The organism is Streptomyces kronopolitis (assembly GCF_050953795.1).
In the GTDB taxonomy this organism is placed as follows: Bacteria; Actinomycetota; Actinomycetes; order Streptomycetales; family Streptomycetaceae; genus Streptomyces; species Streptomyces kronopolitis_A.
The window spans coordinates 790,463-806,694 of record NZ_CP191850.1; the positions used below are offsets into that span (position 1 = coordinate 790,463).

Sequence of the window (16,232 nt, forward strand, 5' to 3'; positions counted from 1 at the left end):
AGGGGAAAGCGTTGGCTGAACAGACGCAAGGAGCAGTCCCGCTCAGCGCTGTGATCGCCGATGCCGCAACCGGGGTCGCCCTCGCCCTGCGGGGTGAGGGCGGCCCTTATGCGTTGTCCGGCATTCTGCGACACGGTGACGCGCTGACCCCGGCGGCGGTCCGGGTACTCGGCGCCGACGCGCTCGCGCCGTACGCCATGGAGCACCGCGGGGCGCAGGCCGGCCCCGAGGACGAAGCCGTGGTCCGGCAGGCGCTGGCGGCCTATCCACCGGGCGCGGACGCCACGGAGGTATCGGCGTGGACCTACCGGGGCCTGGTCGAGGCCTCGCACGCGTTTCTGCCCGCGGGCGCACAGCCCTGGCCGGCGCCGCCCGAGGCCGGCACCGGATGGGTCGCGCAGACCCCCTGGCCCCGGCTGTCGCACCGTGTCTCGCAGCTCGCCGCGCTCGCGCTGCCCGGGCTGGCGCCCGGTCTCGCCGAGCAGCTCGCCGCCCGTACCGACGACCTCTCGCGCGGCTTCGTGCGGGCGGTACGCCGCAGGGACTGGCTCCAGGCGGCCGGTCTGGGGCGCTGGCTGGCCCGGCTGCCCGACGTGGCGCCGACCCTGGGGCTCGACAGCGGGCTGGCGTTCGTCCGCCAGATGGGTGGCGCGGACCCGCGGGTGACGCTGCACATCGTGGCCGCGCAGCGTTTCCACGGACGGGGTTGGTGACCGGCGGGCGGGGCGACCCCGGGCTGCTGGACCGGATGGTCCGCGGCAGCCTGGGGTGGTTGGACGACGCACGCGGCTTCTTCCGCCTGCCCCCGAACGTGACGACGGACGCCGATCCGAATCTGACCCTCAAGCCGCTCGGCGAACTCGCCGAGCTGACCCAGCTCATCGGGGTGCTGCACCCGCGGGACGAGATCCGCCGGTCCGCCCGCGGGCTGTTCGCGTTCGCCTGGAACGAGACCCGCGACGGTGAGCTGTTCGCCGAGCTGATCCGCGGAGAGCCGTTCGCCACCTACCCCGTGGAGCTGTACGCGACCTTCGCCCAGGCCGGACTGCGGCACGCCGACGCGGACGAGCTGGTGGGGACCACGACCCGGCTGCGCGGCTGGCGGGTGGCCCGCGAGGATCACACCCGCACCCTCGGCGTGCTCAACGCCGAGCGCCGGCTCGGGCTCCGCCCGCACGCCGACTTCGCCGAGGTGCTGGCGCTGACCGGCCTCGGCCGGCTGCCGGAGCCCTGGACGCTGGACCGCAGGGCGGTCTACGGCGTGACCCATGACGTCTTCCACCTCACCGACTGGGGGCGCAACCGGCAGCGGCTGTCCCCCGAGGCCGCCGGCTATCTGCGGCTGTGGCTCCCCTCCTGGCTGGACACCTGGCTGGAGGAGGAGATGTGGGACCTGGCAGGGGAGCTGCTGGCCGTGACGGCCACGCTGCCCGCCGCCCCCTACGACGCGGAGGCCTGGCAGCGGCTGGCCGCCGTCCAGGCGGCCGACGGCAGTGTGCCCGAGATCGGCGCCGCGCCCTCCTCGGGCGACCCGGCCGACACCTTCCTGGCCTGCTACCACTCCACCCTGGTGACCGCGTTCGCCGCCACCCTCGCCCGGATCGCCTGCGACGAGGCCGGGGCCTCTCCGGCGGCCGGGGATCCGGCGCTGGTGGGCGGGCGGACCCCCCGTGAAAGCGAGAGTGCCCCGTGACCGTGACCGCCGCGTCCCCCGCCCTGCTGCACGCTGTCGGCGACCGGGCCCTGACCTGGCTCGACAACCAGCGTGAGCGCTTCCGGCTGGCCCCCGGCGACTTCGCCGACAACGCCACGGTCACCGAGCGGCTCAAGCCCATCGGGGAGCTGGGGCTCAACATGCAGGTGCTGTTCCGGGAGGGCGTGGCCGGCTCCCGGCAGAAGGCGCGCGCCGGCCAGCTGCTGGACTTCGCCTGGCGCGAGCTGCTGGACGGCGGCAACGTGCTGGCCCGCCTCCAGCACGACGAGCCGCTGTCCCCGGTGCCGCTGGAGATCTACGCGACCTTCCACGAGCTGGGCCGGCGGCACCCGGGGCTGGAGGAGACGCTCGCGATCAGCCGGCGCACCACCACCTGGACGACCCTGGAGATGGTGCCCAACCGGCGGCTCGGGGTGCTCAACGCCGAACGCAAGCTGGGGCTGGCGCCCAGCAGCGACTTCGACGAGGCGATGGCCCGCACCTGGCTGGGGCAGCTGCCCGAGCCGTGGACGGTGCAGCTGCACATCGCCTACGACATCACCCACACCGTCTTCCACCTCACCAACTGGGGCGAGGCCCCCGAGCGCATCCCGCCGGCGGTCGCCGAGTACCTGACGCGGTATCTGCCGGCCTGGCTGGAGGACTGGGCGGACCTCGAACACTGGGATCTGCTCGGCGAACTCCTCGTCGTCGACGCCTGTCTGCCGCGGCCCGCCCTGGACGCGGAGCTGTGGGAGCGCTACGCCGCCGCGCAGTCGCCCTCCGGTGCGATGCCCATCCACCACCAGATGCCGCAGGGCGACCCGGCGCAGGTCTTCGACCAGGTGCACCACCCCACCCTGGTCGCCGCGTTCGCCTCCGCGATGGCCACCTCCCGGGCCATGTCCGCGGTCGGATGAGCTCCGGCCTCCAGGGACCGGCGCTCGGTGACCGCCTGGCCGACGCCGTCACCCGCATCGACGCCCCCGACGTGGTGGTGGCCGTCACCCGGCACGGCCGGCGGACCGTGCGGACCGGCGGCTCGGCCCTCGCGCCGCCCACCCCGCGCCATGCGCTGCACTACGAACTGGGCTCGCTGTCCAAGACGTTCACCGTGCTGCTGCTGGCCGACCTGGCGCGGGCCGGGGTGCTGTCCCTGGACGACCGGCTCACCGTCCATCTGCCCGAGCCGCCGCCGGTCCACCCCCGCTCGCGCCGGATCACCCTGCGGCATCTGGCCACCCACACCTCGGGGCTGCCGCGCATCCCCGCCGATCTGATCCCCGGCGCGCTGGTCAAGCCGTACGCCAACGGCTACGCCCGCTACGACACCGAGCGGCTGCTGCGCGCCTTCGCCCGTACCCGGCCGCGCAGCAGTCCCGGCAGCCGCTGGCGCTACTCCAACTTCGGGCTGGCGCTGCTCGGCCCGGCCATGTCCCGTGCCGCGGGCGACGGCTACCCCGCCCTGCTCACCGACCGGGTGCTCGCCCCCCTCGGGCTGACCGGCACGACACTGGGGCCGGGCACCACCGGAACCGATGCCATCGGCCACCGGACGAACGGGGTGACGCCGGTGCGCAGCACCGAGATGGGCGCCTTCGTCGCCGCCGGCGCGGTCCGCTCCACCCCCGGTGATCTGCTCACGTACCTGGAGGCGCTGCTCTCCCCCGACGGCACCCCGCTGGCCGGGGCGCTGCGGGACGTCCAGGTGCCGCTGCTGCGGCGCGGCTGGCGCAAGCGCCACACCCACAGCCTGACGTGGTATCAGCACCCGGCGCCGGGCGGGCCGCTGCTCTTCCACCTCGGCGCGACCTTCGGCCAGCAGGCGTTCCTGGGCTACCACCCGGCGTCGCACACCGGCCTGGTCGCGCTGGCCACCCGCCGCGGCCGGACCTGCCGGATGGCGGACACCGCCTACGACCTGCTGTACGCGCTGGCCGGCGAGTCCGGCGACTGACCCGCGGCCCGGCCCCTCACAGCTCGCCCGCCAGGATCCGGGCCAGGGAGGTGCCCGCGCACTCCTCGCTGGCCCGGTGGAAGGCGTCGGCGTACGCCTCGTCGCCGATCGCGGCGCGGGCCCGCTGTTCGCACTGCTCCCGCACCGCGCGCAGTTCCGGGGTGCCGCGCTGGGGGTGTCCGACGGTGCGCCAGACGGCCTGGCCGCTGCCGTAGACGCGGGCGGCGGTCGCGCCGTCGCCCTGGGCCGCCACCGCGGCCGCGAGCAGGTCCAGGCCGAGCGCGATCCCGAACTTGTCGCCGATGCCCTGCTTGGCCGCGAGCATCGCCCGGGCGTGCTCGGCCGACTCCTCGGGCCGCTCCTGGAACAGCGAGATCAAGGAGAGCTGGTAGTCGGTGTAGGAACGGGTCCAGAACTCGCCGCGCTGCTCACAGCCGCGGCGCAGCGCGGTCGCCGCGGCGCGGGCCTCGTCGAGCCGGCCCAGACCGGTGAGCGCGAAGATCTGCACGAGATGGCAGCGCAGCCGCCCGGGTGAGTCGAACGGGCTGTGCGGCGGCGGGCCGAGCACCTGCTCCGCGACGGTGTGCGCGGACATCGGGCGGCCGGCCATCAGGTGGGTGAGGCCGATGAGGTAGCCGGCCTGGAGCACCGCCTCGGCGTCCCGCGACGCCCGCGCGGCGCGGGCGCACTCGCGGCCCAGGTCCTCGGCGGCGTCCAGTTCGCCCTGGAGCAGCACGGCGACCCCCAGTGTCCACAGCGCCCGGGTCCGGACCGGGCCGGAGCCCTGGTGGGCGGCCAGGGCCCGGGCCACGTACTCGCGGGCCTCGTACAGATGGCCGCAGCAGCTCCAGAAGAAACCGATCGAGGCGCTGAGTTCCTGGGCGCCTTCGGGGTCGGTGGCCAGGAGGTGGTCCAGGGCGGTGCACAGGTCGACATGGGCGTCGGCGATCCGGCCGTACCAGGCGAGCTGGTCGGGGCCCAGCCAGCCCCGTTCGGCCCGGCGGCCCAGGGCGGCGAAGTGGGCGGCGTGCCGGTCCGCGAGGGCCGTCGTCTCGTCGAGTTCGGCCAGCCACATCCGGCCGTACTCGCGCAGGGTGTCGAGCATCCGGAAGCGGGAGCCCTCGCGGGTGAGCACCGACTTGGCTGTCAGGGCGGCCAGCGCGGTGCGCACCTGCGGCCCGGTGAGCGGCCCGCCGGCGCACACGGCGCTCGCGGACTCCTCGTCGAAGGTGCCGCGGAAGACGGACAGCCGGGCCCACAACAGCCGCTCCAGCGGGGCGCACAGCTCGTGGCTCCAGCCGATGGCGCAGCGCAGGGTGCGGTGCCGCGGCGGCCGCACCGGGCCGTCGCCGTCGAGGGCGTCGAAGCGGGAGGTGAGCCGGGCCGCGATGCGCTCGACGGAGCTGTGGGCCAGCTGCGCCACGGCGAGTTCCAGGGCCAGCGGGATGCCTTCGAGGCGCCGGCAGATGGCGGCGGCGGCCGCGGCGCTGCGCGGGGCGGTGAGCCGCAGGCCCGGGGCGGCGGTGCCGGCCCGGTCGGTGAACAGGGCCAGCGCGTCGTTGTCACCCGTGCAGGGCAGCGGTCCGATGCCGGTGGTCCACTCGCCGACGATCTCCAGCGGCTGCCGGCTGGTGACCAGCACGGTCACGCCCGGGGCGGCGGTCAGCAGATCGCCGAGGAGGTCCCGGCAGGCCGCGACGAGGTGTTCGCAGGAGTCCAGCACCAGCAGCAGCCGTCTGTCGGCGAGCCAGGCGCACAGCGCGGCCACCGGCGTCCGCGCCGAGTGGTCGGCCAGCCCCACGGCGTCGCAGACCCCCGCGACCAGCAGCCCGTCCCCCTGGAGGGGCCACAGATCGGCCCAGCAGACCCCGTCGGGGAAGCGGGGCGCGGCCGCGCGGGCGGCCCGCATCGCGATCCGGGTCTTGCCCACGCCACCGGGGCCGGTCAGGGTGACCAGCCGGTGCTTCGTCAAGTCGTTGTCGATCCGGCGCAGTTCGGCTCGTCGACCGATGAAGGTGGTCGACTCCTCGGGAATGTTGCTCACCACCGGCCCAGTTTGCCTCAGCGACGGCGTCCGGAGGAGTCCGGTGGTGGCAGCGGACCGGGGCACGAGGTTGACGCGGCGCCCGGCGGACGGCCGTCAGGGGGTGACGACGGGGAACGTGGGGCGCGGGGTGCACAGGAGACCCAGGAGTTGGTGCAGTGCGCCGCTTTCGCCGTTCCGTACGGCCTCCTCGCCCGGTCCGCGGCCGTCGAGCAGGTCCAGCAGTTGCGGCTTGGTGAGCGTCAGCGTGAGGTCCGGGGTGCGGTCCTTGCACGGAGTGGGCGCGCCGGGTGCGCTGAGGTGGGTGAGGGCGCCGTGCGAGAGCGTCAGCTGCCAGGTCCGGTCCTCGTCGGGGAGGTAGAGGTCGAGGGTGAGCGCGGTGGACCAGGCGCGGGGGCCGTCGATGCGCAGGGCGAGCGAGTCGAGGAGCTGGTCGACGGTCAGGGCCTGGGCGAGGTCGGGGCCGACGGTGTCCGGCCGGGTCTCGGCGAGGGTGCCGCGCAGTTCCATCGCACCGGTGAGGTAGAAGTTGCGCGAGGCGCCGTTCTCGGAGCCGTGGCCCAGCCGTTCGTAGACCAGGGCGAGTTCGCGCCGGGCGCGGAGGTTGTGGGGGTCGGCGAAGACGGCGTGGTTGAGCAGGGTGGCGGCGAAGCGCAGATCACCGTCGGCGGCGTAGCGCTTGCCCGCGTCCACGGTGGCCTCGGTGCCGCCCAGGGTGTCGACGTAGCGCCGGGCCTGCTCGGCCGGCGGGTGCTCCCACAGATGGGCGGGGTTGCCGTCGAACCAGCCCAGGTAGCGCTGGTAGATCGCCTGGACGTTGTGGCCCAGCGAGCCGTAGTAGCCGTGGTGGGCCCAGACCCGCTCCAGCTCCGGCGGCAGCCGCAGCTCCTCGGCGATCTCGGTCGCGGTGAGCCCCTCGTTGAGCAGCCGCACGGTCTGGTCGTGCAGGTAGGCGTAGAGATCACGCTGTCCCGCCAGCAGGGTCCGCACGCGCTCCTTGCCCCAGGTCGGCCAGTGGTGGGAGGCGAAGGCGACCTCCGTCCCGTCGCCGAACAGGGCCAGCGTCTCGCCCAGGTAGCGGGCCCAGGCCCGGGTGTCGCGGACGGCGCCGCCGCGCAGGGGCAGTCCGGTGTGCAGGGTGTGGGTGGCGTTCTCGGACAGGCAGAGTGCCTGGTGCGCCGGGAAGGCGAAGTTCATCTCGGCGGGCGCCTCGGTGCCGGGGGTGAGCTGGAAGACGAGGTGGACGCCGTCGACGATCTCCTCCTGGCCGGTGCTGGTGATGTCCACGGTCGGCGGGATGAGGGTCATGGTGCCGGTGGAGGGCAGGGTGCCCAGGCCGCAGCCGATCTGGCCGTCCGGTCCCTTGGGGAGCCCGGTTCCGTACAGGTAGACGGCGCGCCGGCGGTGCGCGATGCCGGCGTGGACGCTCTCGCCGACGGCGTGCGCGAGGAAGCCGGCCGGCGCGAGCACCGGGACCGGGTGGTGGCCGTGCGGCAGGACGCCGCGGGCCCCGCCGAAGTGGTTCCCGTGCGAGTGGGTGTAGAGCAGGCCGGTGACCGGCCGGTCGCCGCGGTACTTGCGGTAGAGCTCCAGGGCCGCGGCGGCGGTCTCGGCCGAGCGCAGCGGGTCGATGACGAGGACGCCGTGATCGCCCTCGACCAGCGTCATATTGGCCAGGTCCAGACCGCGCGCCTGGTAGATGCCGTCGGTGACCTCGTACAGCCCCTGCCGGCTCACCAGCCGGCCCTGGCGCCACAGGCTCTCGTGCGCGGTGTCGGGGCAGTTGCCGGCCAGGAATCCGTAGGCCTCGGCGTCCCAGACCACCCGGCCGTCGTCCATGGTGACCTCGGGCGGATCGAGCGCCGCGATGAAGCCGCGGTCGGCGTCGGCGAAGTCTTCGTGATCATCCACGGGCACAGCGGACACGGGACGCCACCTCTCCGGGGCGAGGGGCCACAGTCGGAGGACCCATGTCACCGATTTAACCGAATTTGCCCGGTTGTCGCATGCCTGGGGCCGTCGGCGGGCAGGCCCGGAGCGGCCGCGCCACGTCCCGGACCCGGTCGCCGGCCGGATTGCACGCGGCGGGGTGCGGCACCTGGCGTCAACGGCGTTACGGGCGGGGCCCGGCAGGGCACCACACCACCGACAGCCGCAGACCGCGGCAGACAGCCATCAGGAAGCCGGGCCCGGGTCCGTGATCCGGCACGCCGGCGCCGCGCGACGACCGGAGCACCGTCACACTCACCCACGCCGCCCTGGCGCGGCCGTCCGCACGCCCCGGAGGAGGGACTCCACTGTCCCCGTATGACGACCGCGCTTTCGGCGAGTTCACCGAGCCGTTCCGGCACGAGGCGGCGCACCGCGCCCGCACCCCGTCCGTCCACCCTCCGCTTCCGGCGCGGCGGCCGCGCCGCGGACCGGCCTGGCTGCTGCCGGCCGCCGCGGCCACCGGCCTGGTCGCCGGGGTGGCCCTGGCGCACGGTCTGCTGCTCGCGTGCGGACTGGTGCTGACCGGGCTGCTGGGCCGCCTCCTGACCGGCAGCGGTGCCGGCCTCCGCGCCCGCGGCGGTGACGGCCGCGGGCGGGCGTGAGGCCGGGAGCGTCCCCGCCGGCCGAGGGCTGCGGCGCCGCGCCGTGAGATCCCGCGCGCACGGCCGCCGGCCGGCTCGCCCACGGAGGGACGTACGGTCGGCGGCCTGCTCTCGCCCCCGTGGGGAGCGCGTCTCAGGTGACGCGGCGGCTCTTCGACGCCGCGGCCACACACATGGCACCCAGCAGGAACGTCAGGGCGCCGATGACGACGTTGTTCCAGATGACGCCGGCGTCCGGAGCGCTGCCGACGATCCAGGGCGAGATGATCATCCACACGCCGATCGCGCACATCGCGCCGCTCAGGCCGTACATCCGCTCAGGTGTCACGGTGAACCCGACCGCCAGCAGGGCGATCGCGATACCGAGGATGAGGTTGTGCGTCACGAGCGCCGGCTGTGCGGCCGTGAAGTGGAGGATCCACGGCGAGACGGCGCAGTACAGGCCGACCAGGAACACCGGTCCGTCGACGAGTACCACGTCCCGCCCGCCGAGTACCCGGTCGTACCGGGCCTGCATCTCCGATGCATCGGGGTGACCGGCGAGATCTCCCCTGTGGTGTGAGACGTCGGCCATGCGACTCGCCTCCTTCGTTCGCGAACTGGCCGTTCCCGCGTGGCTTCGGGCCGCGCACTCTTTATTCTGCGCTTATGTCGCCTTTATGTGTAGATGAGCGGACAGATGAATTGTGATTCCGTGCCGCCACACCGCTCTCACCTGCGGTCGAGCGGCCGTCCGAGTCCCAGATTCCAGCGGCCGTCACGACCGCTCAGCTCGGTCACGGTCAGCGGGGGCACATCCAGCCGCCAGAACGCCTCCTCGGGGACGCCGAGGGCGCAGACCGCCGCGGCCCGCACGACATCCGGCTCGACGACGGCCACCACCCGGCCCGCCTCCTCGGCCTCCCGCGCCAGCCGGCCCGCGATCCGCGCGCACAGCTGCCGCAGCGACTCCCCGCCGTGCGCCGCGAAGTCCGGGTCCGAGAGCCAGGCGGACACCGCTCCCGGATCGCCGTCGGCGACCTCGGCCAGGGTCCGGCTGCGCCAGGCGCCCATCGCGCAGCCCGCCAGCTCCGGCGCGACAAGGGCCGACAGCCCCAGTTCCCCGGCGGTCTCCCGGCACCGGGCGGAGGGCGAGACGTAGCTCCGGCCGGCGGCCGGCAGGGTCCCGGCGGCGGCCCGCGCCCGGCGCCGCCCGGCCTCGCTCAGCGGGCCGTCATCATCGAAGCGCACCTCGCGCTGCGCCTGCCCCGCGGCCGCTGAGACCAACATCACCCGAGTTGTCATGTCTCCTTCTCGCCCTTGTGCCCACGGCGGCAACCGCTCTCCTCCACAAGGGAGTTACCGGTCCGGCGCGCCCTGCCCTGCACCACTCCGCCCCCTCTACGGCCTTGGCCCGGGGGTCGGTTCGCGGTACCTTCCCGATGATATTGACGACGACATGACGGAAGCCGGTGGGATCCCGGCGCGGTCGCGCCACTGTATGTCCGGTTTTTTCCAGCTCAGCTGGGACGGAACCGGGCGAGCCAGACCCGGCATGTCGTCACGCTCTCCACCGACATGGGACGCGAGTTCCCCGCACAGGAGGTACTGCCATGGCTCAGACCATCGCACCCCCGGCCACCGGCGCCGTCACCCCCACCCCGATCCCGCTCAAGGCCATCGCCCCCTGGGCCCTGTTCTTCGGCGTCCTCATGCTCGTCCTGCTGTACTTCATCGGCGCGGAGCAGGGCGCGACGTCGCTGCTGTCCGGCACCGAGGTCCACGAGTGGGTCCACGACGGACGCCACCTCCTCGGCTTCCCCTGCCACTGATCGGACGCCGCACCCATGAACTCCGTCACCGTCAGAGCCCTTCTGGTGCGCGGGATGCTCGCCGGTCTGGCAGCAGGCGTCCTGGCCCTCGTCGTCGCCTACCTGCTGGGCGAACCGCGGGTGGACGCCGCCATCGCGTTCGAGGAAGCACACAGCCACGAGCACGAGATGGAGGTCGTCAGCCGCGGTCTGCAGTCCACCGCGGGGCTGGCGACCGGCGTCCTGGTCTACGGCGTCGCACTGGGCGGGATCGCCGCACTGGCCTTCTGCTTCGCACTGGGGCGGATCGGCCGCTTCGGTCCCCGTGCCACGGCCGTGCTGCTCTCCGGAGCGGCGCTGCTGGCCGTCTACCTCGTCCCGTTCCTGAAGTACCCGGCCAACCCGCCGTCCGTCGGTGACCCCGACACCATCGGCAAGCGCACCGCGCTGTATTTCCTGATGATGCTGCTCGGCATACTGCTGGCCGTCGCCGCCACGATCCTCGGGCGGCGGCTGGCACCGAAGCTGGGCAATTGGTACGCCACGGTCGCGGCCGGCGCCGCGTTCGTGGTCGCCGTGGGCCTCGCCTACGCGTTCCTGCCCGCCATCAACGAGGTGCCGTCCGACTTCTCGGCCACCCTGCTGTGGCAGTTCCGGCTGTCGGCGATCGCCATCCAACTGGTGCTGTGGGCAGCCTTCGGGCTGGTCTTCGGTCACCTCGCGGAGCGGGTCCTGCCGGCCCGTCAGGAAGCCGCCGCCGCCGAGCGGGCGACCGCCGCCGTCTCCTGATCCGGCGGCCCCCGGCCGGCCGGTCACCGAGGGAGGGCGGGCGACCTTGCGGTCGTCGGCCCTCCCTCGTGGCGTGTCCGCCGCCCGAGGGGCCCTCCGACCGTGTCAGGACAGGCCGCTGAGGCCGTCCAGATGCGGCAGATCGTGGTCGAGGCGCTCGCGCTTGGCACGGAGATAGCGGATGTTCTCCGCACGGGGCGGCATCAGCAGCGGGACCTGTTCGGGGACGGGAAGGCCGCGGAGCACCAGCGCCTCGCGCTTGCGCGGATTGTTCGACATCAGCCGCACCGACCGCACGCCGAGGTCCTGCAGGATCTCCGCCGCGGAGCCGTAGTCGCGGGCGTCGACGGGCAGTCCGAGGGCGATGTTCGCCTCCACCGTGTCGAGCCCGCCCTCCTGGAGCCGCATCGCCTGGAGTTTGGCCAGCAGCCCGATACCCCGGCCCTCGTGGCCCTGGAGATAGACCAGAATGCCGCGGCCTTCCGCCACGATGGCGCGCAGCGCCGCGGACAATTGGTCGCCGCATTCGCAGTGGGTGGACGCAAAGGCGTCGCCGGTCAGACATTCGGAATGCAGGCGGGTCAGCGTCCGTTCACCGGCGACATCGCCGTGGACCAGCGCCACTTGCTCGATGCCGGTCTGGTGGTCGAGATATCCCACGGCGCGGAATTCGCCGTACGTGGTGGGCAGCCTGGTCTCCACCACCCGTTCCACGCCCGGTTTTTGGGCAGGGCCGTCATCGAATGCGACACGGAGGTTACGCACGGCATCGTCGTCGGGGTCCATCATGGCGTGATCGTACCCGCGCCGGGAAATGACGGGCAGGACTCGCTCAGAACACAACAAGTATGCTGCGAAGTCCATGACTCGGTGAGTCAGCGACGAAAGGCCGCAGCACCCATGACCGCTTCGGGACACCCGACTTCGCCACCCGGCCCGTGGCCGGCCGACACCACCGAGGACGTACGGGCGCGTCGGCCGTCGATGGCCGTGCTGCCCATCGGCAGCTTCGAACAGCACGGTGCCTTTCTGCCGCTGGCCACCGACACCGTGATCGCCTGCGCCATCGCCCGGGAGCTGGCGGCCGCCCACCCCCTCCAGCTGCTGCCGCCGCTGACCGTCTCCTGTTCCCACGAGCACGCCGCCTGGCCGGGGACCGTCAGCATTTCGGCGCGCACCCTGCACGCGGTCGTCACGGACATCGCCGATTCGCTCCGGCGGTCGGGTATCGACACCCTCATTCTCGTCAACGGGCACGGCGGCAATTACGTCCTGCGCAATGTCGTTCAGGAATCCGCCGGGAGCGGTGTGCGGATGGCACTCTTCCCCGGATCGGCCGACTGGGACCGGGCGCGCACCCGGGCCGGGGTGACCACCTCCGGGCACACCGATATGCATGCCGGAGAGGCCGAGACGTCCATTCTGCTGCATGCCCATCCCGAATTGGTCAAGGACGGCTACGAATCGGCGGATTGTGTCGCCGATGACCGGAAGCACCTCCTCACGCTGGGCATGTCGGCCTATACCGAATCCGGCGTCATCGGACGGCCTTCGCTGGCATCCGCCGACAAGGGGCGGGAATTGCTGGCCGGACTGACCGAGACATTCGGCGAATATGCCGCACTCTTCGGCGCGGGGGCGGCCGCCCATGACTGAGACGCTCGACGCGGCGGCCGCCTGGGAGCGGCTGCGGGAGATCCGTACGCCGGCGGGGGCGCAGGCCGCCGGACTGGTGCCGGGCGACGACGGCACGCTGCGGTGGGGGCCGCCCGCCACCCCGGAGGCGGAGGAACTCGCCGCCCGTTATCTGCCCCTGTGCCTGGCCGGCCCGCGCTTCGCCTTCGCCCAGCTCGGGCAGAGCCTGGACGGCTTCATCGCGACGCGCACGGGCGATGCCGACTTCGTCACCGGCCCGGAGGACCGCTGCCATCTGCACCGGCTGCGTGCGCTCGCCGACGCCGTGGTCGTCGGCGCGGGCACCGCGGTGGCGGACGATCCACGGCTGACCGTGCGCGCCTGCACGGGGGACAACCCGGTGCGGGTGGTGCTCGACCCCCGGGGCCGGGTACCGCTGCGCAGCGGGGTGTTCACCGACGGCGCCGCGCCGACGCTCTGGCTGGTGGGCCGGGACGCCGCCCCCGTGTCCCCGCCCCCCGGGGTCGAGGTCCTGGCGCTGCCGGACGCGGCGGCGTTCGCCCCGGGGCGGCTGCTGGACACGCTGGCCGGGCGCGGTCTGGGCCGGGTGCTGATAGAGGGCGGCGGGGTCACCGTGTCGCGGTTCCTCCAGGACCGTGCGCTGCACCGGCTGTACGTCACGGTCGCGCCGGTGCTGCTCGGTGACGGCGTGCCGGGTCTGCGGTTCCCCGGCACGCCGGTGATGCGGGAGGCGCTACGCCCGCCGCTGCGCCGCGCCCTGCTCGGCGAGGACACGCTCTTCGAGTTCGATCTGCGCGGGCCCGCCACAGCGGGTGACGGAGCGTCGGGCGAGCAGGACCGCGGCGCCGGGCAGGCTCGCCACGAAGGCCAGCACGCCGTAGATGACGGCGGCGGTGAGCCCCTGCGCAGCCCCTAGCCCGGCGGCGCCGAAGGCCCACGCGGCGACGCCTTCGCGTGGGCCCCAGCCGCCGACGTTCAGCGGCAGCGCCATCGCCAGCAGCGCCAGCACCACCAGCGGCACCAGTTCGGCGACCGGCGCGGTGGCTCCGGCCACCCGGGCGGCCAGCACGAACATCCCGAGATAGCCCGTCAGGACCGCCACGGACGAGAGCGCGACGCCGGGCCACACCTCGCGGGCGAGCAGGCCCTGGCGTACCTCGGCCAGCGTGCGGCGGACCGTGCGTTCGGCCCGCGAGGCACCCCGGCGCGCCCGCAGCCGGAGCGCGGCCACCGCCAGCAGCACGGCGACCGCGGCCGCGGACAGTGCGACGGCCGGCGAGGTGACGAAACGGACGACGGGGGCCAGGACCGGGGAGGGCCGCGCGAGCAGCACCGCCGCCCCCGCCACCAGCAGGACGAGCTGGCCCGCTGTGCGCTCCAGGACCACCGCGCGCACGCCGCGGCCCAGGTCCCCGGAGGACTGCCCGTGGCGCACCGCGCGGTGCACATCGCCCAGCACGCCGCCGGGCAGCGCCGCGTTGAGGAACAGCGCCCGGTAGTAGTCCGCGACGGCCCGGCCCAGCGGCAGCCGCAGCCCCAGGCCGCGGGCCACCAGTGACCAGCGCCAGGCGCTGCACACCGTGGTCAGCAGGCCGATGCCGAGTCCGGCCAGCAGCGTGCCGGCGTCGATGCGGCGCAGGCCCGACACGAAGGCGCCGGACCCCAGATGCCACCCCAGCGCCACCAGGATCGCCAGCCCCGCGAGCATCCTGAGCCATGCCGCCCAGCGGGACCGGTCCATCACACGCTCCCGGACAACGGCCGGGGCAGCGCCAGCAGATCGGTGTGGTGCACCTCGACGTTCAGCTCCCCCGCCGCGCACTCCTCCAGCCGGCGGCGCAGATAGGCCACGGCCTCGGGCGCCAGCTCCGGGCGCTGGGCGTGCGCGGCGCCGACCCAGCCGCGCAGCCATTCGGAGATCAGCGAGGACTCGACGCTGCCGAGCCGCCAGGGGCTGGACCGCACCAGGACCGTCGCCCCGCGCCGCTCGAACGCCTCGACGGCCGCCGCGATGGCGTCCGGACCGAGCAGCGCGCGGCCCTGGTCCGTGCGGCGCTGATGGTCGTTGAAGGCCTCGGCGAGCGCGGTGTCGAGGGGATCGGAGGGGGACAGCTCGACCCGCCCGGCGACGGAGAGCGCCAGCAGCGCCGGACAGCCCGCGGCGACACAGGCCTCGGCGAGCTCCTCCACCTCCTCGCGGGTGAGCAGATCGAGCAGCGCGGAGGCGGTCACCAGCGAGGTGCCGGCGAGGTCGTCGGCGCCGAGGTCGGCCAGATCACCGCGCGCGGTCGTGGCCCGGACGGGGGTGCCGTCGGCGGCGGTCACCGGCATCCGCGCCCCGGCGTGCGAGAGCAGCAGCGGGTCGTGGTCGTGCAAGATCCAGTGCTGCGGGCCGGGCAGCCGGACGGCGAGCCAGCGCCCCATCGAGCCGGTGCCGCAGCCGAGGTCACGGATCACCAGGCCCCGGGGGCCGCCGTCCGGGGCCGGCCGCGCCGCGAGCCGTGCGCGCAGCGGGCGCAGCAGTTCCGGTGCGCGGGCCGAGGCATCGGCGCGCTCGCGCAACTCCAGCCAGTCGGGGGCGAATCGGGGCCGGTCGGGGTCGCTCATCGTGCGCTCCGTGGCTCGTGCCGAAGCCGTTCGAGTGTGCCGGCCAGACTGTGCGACGTCATCTCCCACCCCTCCAGCATGGCACGCCGCTCGCGCGCCGCTTCCTTCAGCCGGCCGCGCAGTCGCGGCTCCCCCAGCCAGTCACGCAGCGCGCCGGCGAGCGCCGACGGCTGTCCGGGCGGTACCAGGAGTCCGGGCACCGCGCCGTCCGCGGCCCGGCCGACCGCTTCCGGTACCCCGTCCACGTCCGTGGCCAGTACCGGAATCCCGCGCCCCAGCGCCTCGGTGACGACCATGCCGTAGGTCTCGGCGGACGAGGCGAGCAGCAGCAGGTCGGCGGCGGCATAGCTGGCGTCCAGCGCGGCGCCGGCCCGGGGGCCGGTGAAGGTGATCCGGTCGCCGAGGCCCAACTCGTCCACCCGCCGGCGCAGTTGCCCGACGTATCCGGGATCGCGGGCGATCCCTCCCACGAAGGTGCAGCGCCAGGGCAGTTCGGCGACCTCCGCCAGCGCCTCCACCAGGAGGTGCTGGCCCTTGCGGGGGGTCACCGAGGCGACGCACAGCAGTCCGGTGGCGCCGTCGGTGCCGGCCGCGACGGGCGCCGGGTCGGCCCCGGGCCTGGCGACGTGGACGCGCGCGGCGGGCAGTTCGTGGTGGTCGACGAGCCGGCGGGCGGCCCACTCGCTGGTGGCGACCACGGCCTCCACGGCGTGCAGGGTGCGGCGTTCACGTACGTCGAGGTCGGCCGCCACCGCGGGGTCGAGCCCGGTCTCGTCGCCCAGCGGCAGATGGACCAGGACGGCGAGCCGCAGCCGGTCCGCCTCGGGGCGGATCACCTCCGGGACGCCGCAGGCGACGAGTCCGTCGAGCAGGACAACGCTGTCGTCCGGCAGTTGGGCCAGCTGCCGCGCCAGCCCCGCGCGGGCGGTCCCGTCCGGGCGCGGCCAGCTTCCGGGCGCGGCGTACGGGTGCACCCGCCAGCCCGCCGCCGGGAGGTCGCGGCACACCCGGCGGTCGTAGGTGTTGCCGCCGCTGGGTGCCGCCGGATCGTCGACGTCGCCGGGCAGGACCATGTGCACCACGCGCTCCCCCGTCGCCGTGA

16 protein-coding genes and 1 pseudogene are annotated in these 16,232 nt (G+C 74.2%); 9 read left to right on the forward strand and 8 right to left on the reverse strand.

Annotated elements, in window-relative coordinates; genetic code table 11:
* Nucleotides 1–11: 11 nt before the first annotated feature.
* From ACQP17_RS03050 to ACQP17_RS03065, 4 genes are read left to right on the forward strand one after another with little or no spacing between them, the layout of a single operon-like run.
* Complete coding sequence (locus tag ACQP17_RS03050; RefSeq protein ID WP_229700112.1) at nt 12–713, forward strand: hypothetical protein; 702 nt, start codon at nt 12–14, stop codon at nt 711–713.
* Nucleotides 710–1,693 carry a DUF6895 family protein gene (locus ACQP17_RS03055; protein ID WP_433854813.1) on the forward strand — a complete coding sequence of 328 codons (984 nt, stop codon included), beginning with the start codon at nt 710–712 and terminating at the stop codon, nt 1,691–1,693. The genes ACQP17_RS03050 and ACQP17_RS03055 overlap by 4 nt, the downstream gene beginning before the upstream one ends.
* On the forward strand, nt 1,690–2,613 hold the full coding sequence (locus tag ACQP17_RS03060) for a DUF6895 family protein (protein ID WP_364883180.1): 924 nt from the start codon (nt 1,690–1,692) through the stop codon (nt 2,611–2,613). Before ACQP17_RS03055 ends, ACQP17_RS03060 begins: the two co-directional genes overlap by 4 nt.
* Complete coding sequence (locus ACQP17_RS03065; protein ID WP_433854814.1) at nt 2,610–3,650, forward strand: serine hydrolase domain-containing protein; 1,041 nt, start codon at nt 2,610–2,612, stop codon at nt 3,648–3,650. The genes ACQP17_RS03060 and ACQP17_RS03065 overlap by 4 nt, the downstream gene beginning before the upstream one ends.
* Before the next feature lie 16 nt (nt 3,651–3,666).
* Here the strand turns inward: ACQP17_RS03065 and ACQP17_RS03070 are convergent, their stop codons facing one another.
* Nucleotides 3,667–5,697, reverse strand: coding sequence for an ATP-binding protein (locus ACQP17_RS03070; protein WP_433854815.1), 2,031 nt, complete (start codon nt 5,695–5,697; stop codon nt 3,667–3,669).
* Between the two features lie 93 nt (nt 5,698–5,790).
* Nucleotides 5,791–7,611: an alkyl/aryl-sulfatase gene (locus ACQP17_RS03075; RefSeq protein WP_433859821.1), complete on the reverse strand. Its 1,821-nt coding sequence runs from the start codon at nt 7,609–7,611 to the stop codon at nt 5,791–5,793.
* 551 nt (nt 7,612–8,162) lie between these two features.
* Here ACQP17_RS03075 and ACQP17_RS03080 point away from each other — a divergent pair.
* Entirely contained in the window at nt 8,163–8,288 is a 126-nt protein-coding gene (locus tag ACQP17_RS03080; protein ID WP_433854816.1) for a hypothetical protein, read from the forward strand.
* Nucleotides 8,289–8,421: 133 nt separating this feature from the next.
* Here the strand turns inward: ACQP17_RS03080 and ACQP17_RS03085 are convergent, their stop codons facing one another.
* The gene (locus tag ACQP17_RS03085; RefSeq protein WP_189100882.1) at nt 8,422–8,862 is read right to left on the reverse strand and encodes an SPW repeat protein; all 441 of its coding nucleotides are present in this window, start codon (nt 8,860–8,862) and stop codon (nt 8,422–8,424) included.
* A gap of 137 nt (nt 8,863–8,999) precedes the next feature.
* Nucleotides 9,000–9,572, reverse strand: coding sequence for a histidine phosphatase family protein (locus ACQP17_RS03090; protein WP_433854817.1), 573 nt, complete (start codon nt 9,570–9,572; stop codon nt 9,000–9,002).
* Nucleotides 9,573–9,880: 308 nt separating this feature from the next.
* Here ACQP17_RS03090 and ACQP17_RS03095 point away from each other — a divergent pair, with 308 nt between their 5' ends.
* Nucleotides 9,881–10,099 carry a CbtB domain-containing protein gene (locus tag ACQP17_RS03095; protein ID WP_189100879.1) on the forward strand — a complete coding sequence of 73 codons (219 nt, stop codon included), beginning with the start codon at nt 9,881–9,883 and terminating at the stop codon, nt 10,097–10,099.
* Between the two features lie 15 nt (nt 10,100–10,114).
* Nucleotides 10,115–10,867, forward strand: coding sequence for a CbtA family protein (locus ACQP17_RS03100; protein WP_433854818.1), 753 nt, complete (start codon nt 10,115–10,117; stop codon nt 10,865–10,867).
* Nucleotides 10,868–10,972: 105 nt separating this feature from the next.
* Here the strand turns inward: ACQP17_RS03100 and ribA are convergent, their stop codons facing one another.
* Nucleotides 10,973–11,653: a GTP cyclohydrolase II gene (ribA, locus tag ACQP17_RS03105; protein WP_433859822.1), complete on the reverse strand. Its 681-nt coding sequence runs from the start codon at nt 11,651–11,653 to the stop codon at nt 10,973–10,975.
* A 114-nt stretch (nt 11,654–11,767) separates the two neighbouring features.
* Between ribA and ACQP17_RS03110 the strand changes: the two genes are divergently transcribed.
* Together ACQP17_RS03110 and ACQP17_RS03115 are read left to right on the forward strand one after the other, a co-directional pair.
* Nucleotides 11,768–12,523: a creatininase family protein gene (locus ACQP17_RS03110; protein ID WP_433854819.1), complete on the forward strand. Its 756-nt coding sequence runs from the start codon at nt 11,768–11,770 to the stop codon at nt 12,521–12,523.
* Nucleotides 12,516–13,154, forward strand: a pseudogene (locus tag ACQP17_RS03115) (RibD family protein); the annotation flags it as partial. The gene ACQP17_RS03110 and the pseudogene ACQP17_RS03115, both read left to right, overlap by 8 nt.
* A gap of 102 nt (nt 13,155–13,256) precedes the next feature.
* On the opposite strand, the gene ACQP17_RS03120 reads toward ACQP17_RS03115, so the two are convergent.
* Genes ACQP17_RS03120 through ACQP17_RS03130 form a run of 3 tightly spaced genes read right to left on the reverse strand, consistent with a single transcriptional unit; the run spans nt 13,257 to nt 16,203 of the window.
* Nucleotides 13,257–14,264, reverse strand: a complete 1,008-nt coding sequence (locus ACQP17_RS03120) for a lysylphosphatidylglycerol synthase transmembrane domain-containing protein (protein WP_433854820.1) — start codon at nt 14,262–14,264, stop codon at nt 13,257–13,259.
* Complete coding sequence (locus ACQP17_RS03125) at nt 14,264–15,130, reverse strand: SAM-dependent methyltransferase (protein ID WP_433854821.1); 867 nt, start codon at nt 15,128–15,130, stop codon at nt 14,264–14,266. The genes ACQP17_RS03120 and ACQP17_RS03125 overlap by 1 nt, the downstream gene beginning before the upstream one ends.
* Nucleotides 15,127–16,203 carry a glycosyltransferase family 4 protein gene (locus ACQP17_RS03130; RefSeq protein ID WP_433859823.1) on the reverse strand — a complete coding sequence of 359 codons (1,077 nt, stop codon included), beginning with the start codon at nt 16,201–16,203 and terminating at the stop codon, nt 15,127–15,129. Before ACQP17_RS03130 ends, ACQP17_RS03125 begins: the two co-directional genes overlap by 4 nt.
* Nucleotides 16,204–16,232: the final 29 nt, after the last annotated feature.

What these genes read in the sequence shown, in the direction of transcription:
- ACQP17_RS03125 (WP_433854821.1), bottom strand. Translation starts at nt 15,130, where the DNA reads ATGAGCGACCCCGACCGGCCCCGATTCGCCCCCGACTGGCTGGAGTTG.
- ACQP17_RS03110 (WP_433854819.1), top strand. Translation starts at nt 11,768, where the DNA reads ATGACCGCTTCGGGACACCCGACTTCGCCACCCGGCCCGTGGCCGGCC.
- ribA (WP_433859822.1), bottom strand. Translation starts at nt 11,653, where the DNA reads ATGGACCCCGACGACGATGCCGTGCGTAACCTCCGTGTCGCATTCGAT.
- ACQP17_RS03120 (WP_433854820.1), bottom strand. Translation starts at nt 14,264, where the DNA reads ATGGACCGGTCCCGCTGGGCGGCATGGCTCAGGATGCTCGCGGGGCTG.
- ACQP17_RS03100 (WP_433854818.1), top strand. Translation starts at nt 10,115, where the DNA reads ATGAACTCCGTCACCGTCAGAGCCCTTCTGGTGCGCGGGATGCTCGCC.
- ACQP17_RS03095 (WP_189100879.1), top strand. Translation starts at nt 9,881, where the DNA reads ATGGCTCAGACCATCGCACCCCCGGCCACCGGCGCCGTCACCCCCACC.
- ACQP17_RS03130 (WP_433859823.1), bottom strand. Translation starts at nt 16,203, where the DNA reads ATGGTCCTGCCCGGCGACGTCGACGATCCGGCGGCACCCAGCGGCGGC.
- ACQP17_RS03085 (WP_189100882.1), bottom strand. Translation starts at nt 8,862, where the DNA reads ATGGCCGACGTCTCACACCACAGGGGAGATCTCGCCGGTCACCCCGAT.
- ACQP17_RS03090 (WP_433854817.1), bottom strand. Translation starts at nt 9,572, where the DNA reads ATGACAACTCGGGTGATGTTGGTCTCAGCGGCCGCGGGGCAGGCGCAG.
- ACQP17_RS03065 (WP_433854814.1), top strand. Translation starts at nt 2,610, where the DNA reads ATGAGCTCCGGCCTCCAGGGACCGGCGCTCGGTGACCGCCTGGCCGAC.